We start from the raw sequence: 13,870 nt of genomic DNA on the forward strand, positions 1-13,870 counted from the left end.
ACGGTCTTTCTGATAAAGTCCGGCCAGTATTTCTGAACAGTCTTTCTCCAAACATGACCAACTTTGTTGGATTTGAAAACATAAAACAGCTTAATATGGCACTATTCCCCTGAATATTTATTTTGCTTGTATTTCTACAGGATTCATCGCTATCACTCCAGCCAGCTTATGCGGAACATATGGTTCTTCCAGATAGTTGATTTCCTCTTCTGTGAGGATGAAATCTACTGATTTCACAAGTCCATCAATCTGAGATTTCTTTGTAGCTCCTACAACAGGGGACGTCGCTTTGGTAAGCAGCCACCCAAGTGAAACTTCCGCCATAGAAACACCGTGTTTGTCCGCAATCTCAATCACACGCTGTATAACTGGTTCGTCAATATCCTTTGCCCAATCATATTTTGAATTGTTAATGACATCTAGCTGTGAGCGCTTCGTCACTTCTTCCGGTCGTCTTGACAGTCGACCGACCGCAAGTGAGCTATACGGTGTAACAGCAATATTGTCCTCCTTGCAGTACGGGATAATCTCCCTCTCATCCTCACGCGCGATCAGATTGAAATGAGATTGAATGGAAGTAAATGTCTCCAGTCCTTCTTTTTCAGCAAGGGCATTTGCTTTGGCAAGCTGCCAGGCATAGCAATTGGAAATGCCGAAGGCGCGGATTCTCCCATCTCTCTGAGCTTTTGTCAGTGTTTCCATCGTTTCCAATACAGGTGTTTTATAATCCCATGCGTGCATGATATATAAATCAATATAGTCTGTCCCAAGACGTTTGAGACTGTCATGCAGGCATTTTTCTATCCACTCCTGTCCTGTATACGTTTCCAGCAACTCATCCGTGGAACGCGGCATGTATTTTGTCGCGATAACGGTTTTATCACGTATACCAAGCTCTCTTATTGCTCGTCCAAGGTATTCCTCACTGGTGCCGTCCTGATAACCCATGGCAGTATCAAAAAAGTTTATTCCCTGCTCATAGGCATATCCGATGATATCCTTTGACTCATCATACTGCACAGCCCAAGTATGCATTCCTCTGCTCGCATCCCCGAAACCCATACAGCCAAGGCACAATCTGGACACGTTGATTCCGCTGTTTCCAAGTTTTGTATATTTCATCTTATCTTTCCTTTCATTTTTATTTCAATCTATTCATCTGCCCTAACCGCTCTCAGCTGTCAATGGATTGTGACTGACAGTCTCTATCCGCCATATACAGCCTTAGCTCATGCAGAATACTTCCTTCAATTTCAGCAATTGTTTATCAGATTTAGGTTGTACTGTCAGACGATAAGTAAGCTGATAATTTCCCGGTTGTAATCATCGTCTAAGTTTTACTAATCGTGTTTTCCTATCTTATCATTAAATTGACTCCTATAACATGTTTCGTGTAAAACTATAATGTAAACCATTTCCCCCTGCACCTACATTATATTCTGCATCCTTCTCTATGTCAAATACTTATTTTTATGGTTCACCCATGCCTAAAAAGCATTTGTGCACTTCATGCATTTTCTGCAGCTGTCCCCGTATCATCTTCTGTCTGCGAAGCTACACTGAAAGTGCAGGCCATATGATGTCTTGTTGCTCATGTGTAATAGATTCATAAGGAGAGAATCAAATGGGAATCAGAGGCTTAAAACGTTTTTTACAGATCCTCGTGCAGGGAATATTTCAAAGGCAGCTGAACTCCTGCATTGTCCATCAATACTATGCTTATCATTTTTTCAAGCGCATTGCATTAGCCACTTTTTAAAGAACCGTTCTTTAAGCGAATAACATAAAAAACGGCGAGCATTCCATCTCTCCATCTCAGAGTGTTCAAATGCTCGCTTTTTGTGTGTTTTTTTAAGATGGCTTATACATCAGTTCCTCATGCTTTGAGCAATTAAGTGATATCCCGCTGTAGATACAGCTTGCTCGCATTCCAAGTAAACAACCTGTACTTTTACTGTTTTGAACAGTAAAAATGTCAGCTTAACTACTTTTTATGCTATTGCTTAATTCCTTTCAGCATGTAGGCCATTATAACCTGTACTTTTGAAAAATTAGCTGCCCTGCCCTCGGTTTCCTTTTTAATCCGCCGGAGTCCATTGGGCAAAGCGTTCCTGTTCAGCAAGTGTAGAATGATAGTACCGTTTTCTGCCATCAAGAGCATTGATGCGTTCCATCTCTTCGTCTGTCAGTTCAAAGTCGAAAATCTGGAAATTGTCTTTCATATGCTGCGGATTAGTTGTTTTCGGAAAGACGACATTTCCTGCTTGAATATGCCAGCGCAGAATAATCTGAACATTTGTTTTGCCGTATTTTTGGCCAAGTTCTGTAAAAACCGCTTCATTGATCAGATCACTTGCTCCATGTCCGAGCGGATACCAGCTCTCAATAATTGTACCGTATTTTTCCATCCGCTTTTTAAGAGTATTCTGCTGAAAGTAAGGATGGCATTCCACCTGATGAACCGATGGATAAATCGTCGCGATTTCATAGATTTCTTCCAAACGTTCTGATTCAAAATTAGACAGACCGATTGATTTGACCTTACCTTCTTGAACTGCTTTTTCCATATCTTTCCAGGCACCGATATAATCGCCTACCTGCTGATGTAAAAGCAAGAGGTCAATATAATCGGTGTCCAGCCGATTCAGCATTTTATCAATCGCTTTTTCGGTGATTCCCTGACCGTATTCAGTCGGCCATAATTTTGTAGTAATCCAAACCTCAGAGCGATCAACACCGCTCTCTTTAATGCCTTGGCCAACACTGCGCTCATTTTGATAAGCGTGTGCTGTGTCAATGTGACGTACCCCCATTTGCAGAGCCTCTTTAACAGCATTTACGGTTTCGGGACCTTCCGGCACCAGATAGACACCGAGTCCAAATTGAGGAATGCTTGCCCCATCATTCAGTTTTAAATACATTTGAATCATTTATGATCCTCTTTCTAGTCTTTTTTATTGGCAACAGAATCAGAACCGGTCACTGCTCAGTAAAACGGTCTTTCAGCTCTCAGCTATCATCCCATACGGCCATTCTTCATAGCAGCGATAACACCGCCATCAATAAGCAAATCACTGCCTGTGATAAAGCCTGCCTCATCGCTCAAAAGATAAGCTCCTGCCTGTCCGACTTCATCCGTTGTCCCCATGCGTTTTGTAGCTGAATTATCAACCAAAGCACCGGAACCTTCCGGATTGGCTTTAAGTTCATGGCGGGCAAGCGGCGTAATGATGATACCCGGACTGATTGTATTGAGACGTGCACCGCGTTCTGCCCAGTTTAGGCTTTCCGCCTGAACGCGAAGGATATTAGCTTGTTTAGATATGCCATAGCCTCCGCCAGGAATGGTATCATCCTGCAAAAAGTCAAGATCAGCCAATTCATCAGCAGGAGTCTGCGCAAGTGCTTTTCTTTGCTTAAGCGTTACATTATCGACAAACATATGGCCTGCCATACTTGCCACAACAATACCGGAACCTCCATCTGCTATTATTTTACCGAAAACTTCAAGGGCAATTGCTGTGCCGACCAAGTCAACACGGACAATATCTTTGAAACTTGCCTGATTAGGTGACACACCGGCAGTATGAATATAGCGAGTCACTTTGCCAAGAGCGTCTGCCTTGTCAGCGAAAGCTTGAATGGACTGTCGGTCTCCGCCATCAACAACTGCCGTTTCAGCTGTAAACCCGGCATTTTCTAACTCTGTTTTAGCTGCTTCAAGATTTTTTTCGCTAATATCACCGAGAAGAACCACTTTATTTGTTGCCACACGGCGGGCAATCGCAAGACCAATTGCCCCCGCTCCTAAAAGAACCACAACTTCCTTATCAGTGTTTGTCATTTTGATTACCTCATTTCTTTATTACTTACAGCAAATAGTTACCTTATGTCGCTATTATATTCCTTTCCCCTCAAGATACAATGGACAGTTTTTCCAATATAAGGAAATAGGCTACCAAAATTAAAAAAACGTTTCCTAATTTTCAGTTGGACAGTCCGGTCAGACTCATTATCTTTACATTTAATTGAACGCAAAAGCTGAAATATTACTAAAAACAAAAAGCCGAGATAAGAAATCCCTGCTCTTTGATTCCGATATATTTCAGATAGCTGTTTTTTAGGAGGCGGGAACAGTTTTCTGCAAAGGCAGCATCAATTGCTTAATAGCTATTGAGATAGCTCCTTCAAGCATTATGCACAAAATCATATAAGCAAAACCCGAAGAGCTAAATACAGAAGCCGCTATTGTTCCTATTCTGTCTCCTAGTACCGTATGAACTATAAGAAGAATGATAAAACTTTCTCCAGCTATTTTCAGCAGCATTCCAACAATTGGCAAATGGCTGCTGATGTAAACAGCCAGACTGATAACTAAAAGGGTGCCAGCAAGAGAACCTATGATAAGAATTCCATAGGGTTCATATTTTCTGACTGCAGGCTCCAATCCTCCAAGATATATCATATACGCCCAAATAGGAGAAAGAACAAAATATAAGAAGGGATTGGTTATTGCTGTTTTCAGCCATTGTTTTTGATGAAACTGGTGGCCTAAACGATAGAAAATAATGGCATAGCAAGCAATATCAAGGCTCCAAGGCAGCCAATAGCCTGTTTTGCCAAGAAGCAGGCCAAACAGAGACAGAATGAGGCAAACAGCCCATTTTGCTCCATCAGTTTTAAACAGTTTATCTACAGCTGTATAAATAAGGGCAGTAAAAAATATCAGTAAAATCAAGTAGACCAAACCAACTGAAGAGGGAGCTGAAAATAGTTTTTTCGAAAAAGACATTCCTAAAACATATTGGGACAGCCTGTCATTAACAGAAGATAGAGACCACCGATTACTATTGAGCAATAAGTCAGTCAAAACAAAGAACCCGTAAGGGATAAGGAAAGCTTTCAACCCTGTCATTCCTGTTTTAACAGCAGTGCTTGACTCTTTATAAAAACAGCCGTAAAGAAATATGAAAGCCATCGCATGACAAGAGTACAGAATGCCCCGTAAATTATCATCAATGGTAAAGGAACTAATCAGCACTGATAAAATCAGCATCCCTTTGGTTATATCTGCCGCAAGAATCTTTTTACAGCTCCCTGCTCCTTTCTCTGACAGCATTGGCTTCTGCTTTGAAAAAAAACTTTTTATTTTTTCGATAGCTGATGCAAGGACCACCGCAGAAAGAACTTCAACCGCAATATACACCCATATTCTGGGATTGCCCTCAAGTCCCAATAAATCCAGAAATTTATTAACATAGGCACTCAATGCTTCTAGTGCATATAAATGTACACATAAAACTGTCAAAGATATCTGTCCGATGTATGCGAACATACGGCCTTTGTATAATAGGGAAAGAGCATATACTAACAGGCACCCAGCCAGACCAACTAAAACCGATAATATCAGGTCATTGATATCTGCTGTCACAAAATTGACATTGCAATATTCAAAAAGAATCCCCAGCAACAGAACGGTTTGAGCCAAAAGATAATGATGCCAGCTAATCTTTGAAAGCAGTTTATTTTCATGGATAATAAACCCTATCCACATAAAAAATGCTCCCATCATACCGGACTGAATGCTGAAAGGAATCCATATAAACCGCGCCGAAATATACCCAACTATAGCAATAAGTGCCAGAGATACCCCGGCATATGTCTCATTTGAATCGAAAACATTCACAGCGGCCTGAAACAGAACGGTAGCGAAAAACATAGCTGGAAGAAACCATATCGCTCCAATTTTAATCCCCAGTTCAATTGTTCCAAACTGGGTGTAAGTCCCAGAAGCAAAAAAGCTTCTGATAAGATCCTCACTAATCACTCTTGTTACGGTCAAAAGGGAGCCATCATGATGAATAATATAGCTGTTAAAAATATCTGTCAGCATTATCATTAAACAAGTGTAAAAATAAGGGACCATTAAACGGGAAAAGCGCGCATTCACATAATCACCATTTATTCTTTTCTTTTTTGAAGTATAACCGGATAGGACAAAAAATATCACCAAATGTATCCCATACACAAAACTGAAATTCCATATTCCCTCAAGTCCTCCGCTCACATGCCCGATAATGACCAGCAATATGGCAATCCCTTTTGCAGTGTCAATCCACTTTTCCCTCATTTTGCTCTTTTCTTCCCCTATCCCCTAATTGATTGTGATGCTTGTGTCTGGCAGCGCTCGTTTTTACCTTTTTACATAATAATTTACCGGATCTTTAGTTTTTCGAGAGCCAATGCCCAATCAGCAATTCAGTATTATTATACCGTTAAAATTAGTAAAAGACCACAGCAATAATAGGTTTAATTGCTGCAGCCTTTTTTATCTTTTACTGCGGTCATTAACCAGTATATTTTTCACCTTTAAATCCTTACTTAAAAAGAGGGGGAGCTCAGACGTCTTTGCTTCCTTCACCCTTCTTATAAGTAATATGTATGAAGGATTTAGTAATTAGAAACAAACATTTTATTGACAACCTGCCATTTTCCTTGAATTTTCAATAAGTTAAAATAATCAGTAAATCCATATCCGCTAATACCGTCACTGTCAGCTCGAGCGAAAGCAGCACTTCCAGAAATATCGATATAAGCAATGGCTACAAGGGGGGTCTGATTTTTCAAAACTATCAACAGCTGAGAATAATGATTCAGCAACCAGCCCGCTGGCTAGGTCACTTTTTCATCGATCTGTATATTGTTGCCAGTTCATGAAATATCTGTCATGTTGCTTTCAGCCCCAAAATAAACATATTAGCTTCCCTTTCGGTCACTTCTTCAAAATCCGAAAAATCATTAAAAAACAAGCGATCGTACCAGCCTTCCTGTTCAACCCAGCCTTCTTCGACAGTATAAACTTCCGTCATACCGTTAGAATAGCGGACGATTTTGGGGTGTTCGGTTTTGATGAAAAAATATTTCGTCATCATACCCAAACACCCGAAGAAGCTGAAAAAGTTATCAAATCGGGTATTGATTTCGTCGCTTTAGGCTGCCAGTTCCTTCGTGAGCCTCGTTGGGTACAAAAAGTTGAACTAGGACAAGAAGAAAGTATTCGCTATACTATCTCTGATGCTTAATTAGAAGAGCTCGGAATTAATAGTGCCTTCTACAACTTTCTAAAAATGTTGGGTGCTGACATGAATTTTGTTGGAGAACAGCACAAGGATAATTTCTCAGAAGAACTTGGCTCTATTGAAGGCAACTATTAGCAATAACGAAATAAATAACCTGATTACAAAACAGTATTGTTTCTCATTTCAATCCATAAAGCCCTTGAAATTATTTGATTCCAAGGGCTTTATAGCTTTAAGATACCCAGCCTTATCAGAGTTCTTTTACTAAGACTGCATTAAAGCTGTTTTACTCATTACGTTTTGGTGAATGCTTTCTTTTTAGTAAGGGGGTTTTCTTATTGCTTGTTTTTGAGCGGGTTATTTGAAAACTCTCATCAAGCCACCGGCATACTTCCTCATAAGGAACCGTACCGTCCAGCAGCATTGACATCCAGTTCCATTTTTTGCTTGGAAATCCTCGCAGATAGCCCGGCTGCTGCATTAAAAAATCCGCAAAATCGGCATCTTTCGGTTTTACCGAAAGAACGTCTGCAGTCCCTTCTCCAGCTAGGCCAAAGGCACTGTATTCCTTTGCAATGAATACCGCAAACCATTTACCAGTATCCGTGTGACGTAAAACAGCATAATCTTCTCGACGAAAAGGAAGCTCCTCGGCCTCCACCTGATACCTTTGCTTAGCATAAGCTTCCAATTTTTCCCGCATTGCCTTTTTGCCCATTGCAGCACCTCCTTATTTAACAGCCAGCTTATCAGAACTTTCTTCCAATCTCATCATCAGCCTCAACTGATACCCCCTTACTTTTTACTGGCGAAACTGCTAAAGCCAAGTTTAGCAGCCAATTAGTTTTTATCCATTCTGCAATCACTTCACTTAAGTTCTTTCAGTCAAGTTTGATTGCTTTGTAAGAAGGAAAGATTGGTTCATAATCCTCCGTTTCATCACTCACTACTCTCTTTACCCATCTATTTCATGACTTTTTCCATGTTTGTCATAAATGTCTCACCTGTATTAGAGCAAGCCCTTGTTCATCGCTGATGTCAAAATACTCGAAAAGTCCGCAAAAACAGCACTTTTTTAGCAATAATCCCTTAACCTGTGACAACAATATTACATTCTCCGCATGTGTTGACAGTGCTAGGCTATAGAATTATATTCAAGTATTACTAAACAGCTATCTGGTCTTTCGTTGATAATCCTCTCATTTTTTATTAGAAAGCTGAGATGAATATAAAATAGAAGACATATCTTTTATCTTCAAACAATCTATAATTGTGACACTGATTATTCTATATCAAATAATCCTTTTTAAAAAGCGAGCCATATCTCTCCACGCCGCTTCAGATTGTTGTTGATTAAATTCATTAAAACAGTCATGTGTAAAACCATGCCTACAATCTGTATAAACTTTTTTCTGAACCTGTACCCCGGCTTTCTGAAGATTATTGTAAAATTCTTCTTCTTCATCAGCTAGCGCATCGTATTCTGCAATGAGAACAAATGTAGGCGGAAACAATTCACCTGGTGCGTTGCAAGGACTAGCCAGCCACTCTGCTGGATTAGCATCTTTATCAAAATACCAATGATAGTATTGCTGCATACGTGATACAGGTATAGCTTTGTTTGGGTCAATTGCCTTGCGAAACTCAGGGTTCTTATCCTGACGTAACACAGCATAGTCAACAATCATACATTTAAAATCAATTGATTCATCACTAGATGCTAGTATTGCTAGTGCTGCAGACATATAACCGCCCGCACTATGTCCCATTACTGACACATTTTTATTACTCAATTGATATTTAGATGAGTCAGCCACCACCTGCTTTAAGAAGCTAAAACTAGAGGTAATCGGTAGGGGGTACTTATATTCTGGCGCAACAGGATAATCAACATTTATGACTGCAGCTCCAACTTCATCAGCTAGATACTGGCAGTATTTCCCATCCTGCTCACAATATGCTAGTACCATCCCGCCGCCATGGAAATTAAATATCATTGGAAGATTATCAGTACCGTTATAATTAGTCGGTCTATAAATATATCCATCAACATATCCAGCTTCCTTGGTAAAATAAGAAACTTTCTCAGATTTGCCGGTCAATCTTTCCTGTTTTATCATATCTACATATTTGATTTCTTTACCTTTTCGATATTCAAAAATTGTAAGATCTTCCTCTCGCATATTATTTTAGTTCCTTTCTAATATAATCGAGCCAATTATAAACTAATGGAAGCCATAAAGCAATTCGGCTATTAATCTCTGAGTTATTTTTAGCATACAGTTTATTACTGGTAGATAATCCGTGCTGACCGCCACTAAAAAGATGATACTCAGCTTCAACACCACATCTATGCACTTCTGAAATAAAATCTGTCGTCATTCTTGCAGATGTTACCTCATCCCCAGTAGTATGCCAAGCAAAAATTGGAGAGGTATCTTTAGAAATATATCGAATAAGCTCGAGTTCTTTCTTTTCACTAGTCGTAGGCTCTGTATGCCCGTATAGACATAATTCCATCAATTCTGACTGTTTTCGAAGTTCAATTTTCGGGTGTTCTAATAAGGGTCCTTCTAACATTGGATAGCCTAAAATACAACCTGTTAATTTTAATTCATCGCCATTTGGTGTAAACGACAATTTCTCAGTAAAATAAGAATCATTCCACCTCGTCGCAACAGTACCGACAATATGCCCTCCTGCAGAAAAACCTGTTGCAAAAATGGCATTAATATCTATATTCCACACCTCAGCATTTTCTCGAATAAGATGTACTGTTTCCAGCAACTGCACGATTTGCTTTGGATAATAGGCATTCTCATCAATGTGGGGACAATCGCTTATCAAGCTTTCTCTATCTTTTAGAAAAGTAGAATATCTCAGCACAAAGCATGAGTAACCCTGTGAAAGAAATTGAGAGGCGACGGCCTCTCCTTCCTTAATTGCTGAGATAAGATATGCTCCTCCTGGACAAATAATCATAGCTGGACGCTTTTTGTGAACATTATATGAAATATCTGAATCAAGTGAGTAAACTTCAATATATGCTGTCTTACTTTCGTTTAAATATACCTTATCATGAATCATTATGTTAACCTCTTACAGCTGGCTCATCCTTATCAAAGCCAAATAAATAGGTTACAAGGGCCGCGACAATAAGTGCAATGACAGATGCAATTGTACCATTAACGATATTAGTTGTTGAGCGCCCAAGGAAAGCAAATAGTGCCGTAACACTTGAAGAAGGAACCAGTGTCGCTGATACGACATTCGTAAGACCCCCATACAGTCCTCCAACAAAACCACCAGCCATTAAACCGTAAAATGGTTTTTTATATTTTGTACAAATACCATAAATAGTTGGTTCGGATGTGCCAGCTATTAATGCAGTTAAAGCGTAACCTGCGGCTAATGATTTTTCATCTTTATCTTTCAAACGGAAGAATGCACCTATACCAACACCCATTACAGAGAAGCTTGCATAGCACAATGCTGGTGCAGAAAATCCATCCCAACCTTGAGTTGCAAAAATCTGGAAGAGTGTCACAATCAATACCATATGCATCCCCGTCATAACTAAAATGGGGTACAATGCTGCAATTATAGCAATGCCAAGGAAGCTAATGTAGCCATCGAGTGCTAATAGCCCGTTTACGACATAATTACCAATGAAGGCACCTGCAGGAGCAAGCAAACATAAAGACAGAGGAACCATGACGAGTAACGTAAACGCTGGTGCAAACACGCTTCGGATCGATTGAGGAATATGAGTGTTAAAGAAGCGTTCCACATAGCTCATTGCCCAAACTGAAAGAATAGCTGGAAGAATAGAACTTGAATAGTTAGATAGATACATTGGTATTCCAAAAACATCAAATGGCTTACCTTCAGTAACAATACCAATTAAAGTTGGATGAATAAGCACTGCCCCCATCAAAATACCAAGAACAGGCGTGACATTAAATTTTTTGGCTGCTGTGTAACCAACAATTACAGGAAAGAAATAAAAACCGGCATCACCTACAAAAGTGAGAAGGGTATAGATATGACTATCAGCTGCTAAAACCTTCAGCATATCCGGCCCCAAAATAGCTGCGACCATCTTGAAAAAAGCACAAGCTACAATCGCTGGAATGACTGGGCCCATTGTCCCTGATATTGCATCTAAAATGCCACTGCCGATAGATTTTAAAGTGATTTTTCTATCTAAGTTCTCATCTACATAGTAGTCCTCTTTCTTTTGATTTCCCAAATTCAATTCTTTAGAAATTTCAGCAAAAACTTTTTCAACATCTGTACCTATGATGACTTGAAATTGCTCTCCAACCTTCATTGCTCCAAGAACACCAGGTATAGCCTTTACTTTTTCAACATCAATATGAGTATCAAAAAAATTAAATCTAAGGCGTGTCGCACAGTGTAAAACTTGCTTAATATTATTTTCCCCTCCAACTGCTTCAATAACTTGTTTAGCTAAAGCATTATAATTTTTATCAGCCATAACTTTTCTCCTTTTTTTGAACTTGATACCGTTTACATTTATATAATAAACATTTTTACTTTATAAGTCAACAAGTTTACTATAAATTCTAAAAAAAAATAGAACTCCTTTTATGGTAGTTCTAAGTTGTTCTATTTTGCTCTATCGATACAGGTACAATACTCTCGCTTTCAGAGGTCTTTTGCCCGCCTTCAATTATTTCAACTAATTGAGCAACGGCTATTTGTGCAATTTGCTCAGTATTTTCTTTAATGAAAGAGAGTTTTGGGCAGGTATATTCACTTAAATTATCATTACCATAGCCAATAATCTTTATCTTCGAAGGCACATCAATGCCTAAATCAGATGCGACTTGTAAACATTTCGTTGCTAAAGAATAAGATTCAGCAAATAAGCCATCTGCATCTGGATTTTCAATAAACATTTGTGATATCACACTGGGTATATTCTTTTTCCTTTCACTGAAACCAGTAAAGTACTCAGCTACCCCTACGCCAAGTTCCTTTGCGGTCTCCTCAAACCCTTTGTAACGTTCGTCTTTGTTCTTACCTACTTGATATCCAGAAATATATAATAAGTTTCTGCACCCTTTACTAAATAAATGCTTAGCTGCGAGAACACCGGCCATGTAGTTATCAGATCTCACGACTGGAATTTTTTTATTTAATTGATAGCCAATTGTAACCACTGGAAGTGAAGCATCTATAACGACATCACTGGTGAAACTGCCATAAATAATCCCATTTATTTTTCTAGCTTTCAAATGATCTAATAAAACTTCTTCTTTTTCACTATCAAACAGCGAACTGCAGATCATCAAACTATAACCGTAACTATAGGCTGCAGCTTCAAGATACGATGCCAATATACTGTAATAGGCAATATTAGAAAGAGGGAGCACTGCAGCAATAATCTTAAAATCTAACTCTTCAAACGCCTGTAAATCGGCAGGAAGTGTATAGCCTAGATTTTTTGCTGTTTGATGTACCTTTTGGATGGTCTCTTTAGAAAAAGAACCTTTTTTATTTAAAATCCTCGAGACTGCTGCTTTTGAAATCCCCACTTCATCTGCGATATCCTGAATGGTTGCCATAGGGTAGCTCCTTGTTTACCGTTGTTTACTTAAGTATACTATATTTTTAAAAGATAATAAACTAAAACTTGCCCGTGACTAAAATATCATGTTAAATTGATATTATTGGACGTTTAGCGATATGTTATCCGATTAGAGAACACCGGCCATGTCTGCAGAACCCGGACAGTCAATGAGGAATGCAGGGGGTGATCATTCAGGCCATCAACCAGGTACTCTGTCAAAAAGACGATTTCCTGCAACCCCTTCAAACCAACATCGTCACGGTGAGCAAACAAGGAGATACTCTATCGCCGGAGATCATCGATGAGCGCCTCCGGGAGTTGCAGAAGAAGCTCGTGAAGAAGGCCAACCAAAAGGCTGACTACGACACCATCACGGATGAGTTTCTCCGGCTCCGGGACATGCAAAAGCTGACCGAAGCAAACAGCGTTGCCCGGGATAAGCAGATACGGCTGATTCGAAACCTTCAGGACTTTAACCCGGCAAGCAACTCATTATCATCACAACGTTTGATAAGACGCTGGTCAGCCGCCTGATTGAGAAGATCACAGTATTTGAGGATCACTTCACCGTAGTATTCAAATCCGGAATCCCAATCGACATCGAAGCATAAAGTAAGAGAACCTTGCTTTATTTATTGGACACCTCAGACTTGACACATAGAATCTTTGTCTCTCCTTCGCCGTCCAGAGCGAGGGAACTCCGCTCTTTCACGATGAACACTGCAAACCACTTGCCGGTATCCTCGCGGCTGACTGCCCAACCGCCTTGCTGAAAGCCTTAGCTCCGCTCAGAAAACTCTTTGAGCCCTTAGCCGCCTGAAATCCTGCCTTGATTTCCCCAGCTCCAATCAGCCAGCTCGCTACCTCAAAAACCACACCTCCTGACTGATACCAGGGGTCTTCCTTAAAGTTCTGCCATGCTTCAGCGGCGCCTGTCTTAATGGACGCCCAAGCTGCCGAACGCGTCTGCTTATCCGTAAAAAGAGCCTTCCCGTAAGAAAAGGCATTGCCCATTGACTGCAGCCCTCCTTCAACATCCGCTACTACCCAGGCTGGCACAGCGTCGCTGCCTAAATAACGAACCATATCTATTTCATAAGAGTACTTTTATAAATTTGTCAATGAGAGCTTATTGGGATGTTAGAAGTTATTTTGTCTCAGCTTTTGTCTTAGAAAATCAACATTTTTGAAT

General features: G+C 39.8%; 13 protein-coding genes. 1 reads left to right on the forward strand and 12 read right to left on the reverse strand.

Annotated features, from left to right (window positions below; translation table 11 throughout):
• Positions 1–117 precede the first annotated feature (117 nt).
• The 11 genes from DDV21_RS07535 to DDV21_RS07585 all read right to left on the reverse strand — a co-directional run bounded on the left by DDV21_RS07535 (position 118) and on the right by DDV21_RS07585 (position 12,673).
• Complete coding sequence (locus DDV21_RS07535; protein ID WP_116877711.1) at positions 118–1,122, reverse strand: aldo/keto reductase; 1,005 nt, start codon at positions 1,120–1,122, stop codon at positions 118–120.
• Positions 1,123–2,078: 956 nt separating this feature from the next.
• Positions 2,079–2,930, reverse strand: a complete 852-nt coding sequence (locus tag DDV21_RS07540) for an aldo/keto reductase (protein WP_116877712.1) — start codon at positions 2,928–2,930, stop codon at positions 2,079–2,081.
• Positions 2,931–3,016: 86 nt separating this feature from the next.
• Complete coding sequence (locus DDV21_RS07545; RefSeq protein ID WP_116877713.1) at positions 3,017–3,844, reverse strand: SDR family oxidoreductase; 828 nt, start codon at positions 3,842–3,844, stop codon at positions 3,017–3,019.
• 276 nt (positions 3,845–4,120) lie between these two features.
• Positions 4,121–6,130, reverse strand: a complete 2,010-nt coding sequence (locus tag DDV21_RS07550; RefSeq protein WP_116877714.1) for an acyltransferase family protein — start codon at positions 6,128–6,130, stop codon at positions 4,121–4,123.
• 320 nt (positions 6,131–6,450) lie between these two features.
• Positions 6,451–6,660, reverse strand: a complete 210-nt coding sequence (locus DDV21_RS07555) for a nuclear transport factor 2 family protein (protein WP_116877715.1) — start codon at positions 6,658–6,660, stop codon at positions 6,451–6,453.
• Between the two features lie 65 nt (positions 6,661–6,725).
• Complete coding sequence (locus DDV21_RS07560) at positions 6,726–6,932, reverse strand: hypothetical protein (protein ID WP_116877716.1); 207 nt, start codon at positions 6,930–6,932, stop codon at positions 6,726–6,728.
• A gap of 433 nt (positions 6,933–7,365) precedes the next feature.
• On the reverse strand, positions 7,366–7,797 hold the full coding sequence (locus DDV21_RS07565; protein WP_116877717.1) for an MmcQ/YjbR family DNA-binding protein: 432 nt from the start codon (positions 7,795–7,797) through the stop codon (positions 7,366–7,368).
• A gap of 574 nt (positions 7,798–8,371) precedes the next feature.
• Positions 8,372–9,262 carry an alpha/beta hydrolase gene (locus DDV21_RS07570; protein WP_116877718.1) on the reverse strand — a complete coding sequence of 297 codons (891 nt, stop codon included), beginning with the start codon at positions 9,260–9,262 and terminating at the stop codon, positions 8,372–8,374.
• A 1-nt stretch (position 9,263) separates the two neighbouring features.
• A complete protein-coding gene (locus DDV21_RS07575; RefSeq protein WP_116877719.1) occupies positions 9,264–10,166 on the reverse strand; it encodes an alpha/beta hydrolase in 903 nt (300 codons plus the stop codon).
• A gap of 4 nt (positions 10,167–10,170) precedes the next feature.
• Positions 10,171–11,580, reverse strand: coding sequence for a PTS transporter subunit EIIC (locus DDV21_RS07580; protein WP_116877720.1), 1,410 nt, complete (start codon positions 11,578–11,580; stop codon positions 10,171–10,173).
• Between the two features lie 121 nt (positions 11,581–11,701).
• On the reverse strand, positions 11,702–12,673 hold the full coding sequence (locus DDV21_RS07585; RefSeq protein WP_116877721.1) for a substrate-binding domain-containing protein: 972 nt from the start codon (positions 12,671–12,673) through the stop codon (positions 11,702–11,704).
• A gap of 179 nt (positions 12,674–12,852) precedes the next feature.
• On the opposite strand from DDV21_RS07585, the gene DDV21_RS07590 reads away from it, so the two are divergent.
• Complete coding sequence (locus tag DDV21_RS07590) at positions 12,853–13,212, forward strand: hypothetical protein (RefSeq protein WP_117287786.1); 360 nt, start codon at positions 12,853–12,855, stop codon at positions 13,210–13,212.
• A gap of 174 nt (positions 13,213–13,386) precedes the next feature.
• Here the strand turns inward: DDV21_RS07590 and DDV21_RS07595 are convergent, their stop codons facing one another.
• Entirely contained in the window at positions 13,387–13,764 is a 378-nt protein-coding gene (locus DDV21_RS07595) for a hypothetical protein (RefSeq protein ID WP_116877723.1), read from the reverse strand.
• Between the last annotated feature and the right edge of the window lie 106 nt (positions 13,765–13,870).

The organism is Streptococcus chenjunshii (assembly GCF_003086355.1).
Taxonomy (GTDB): Bacteria; Bacillota; Bacilli; order Lactobacillales; family Streptococcaceae; genus Streptococcus; species Streptococcus chenjunshii.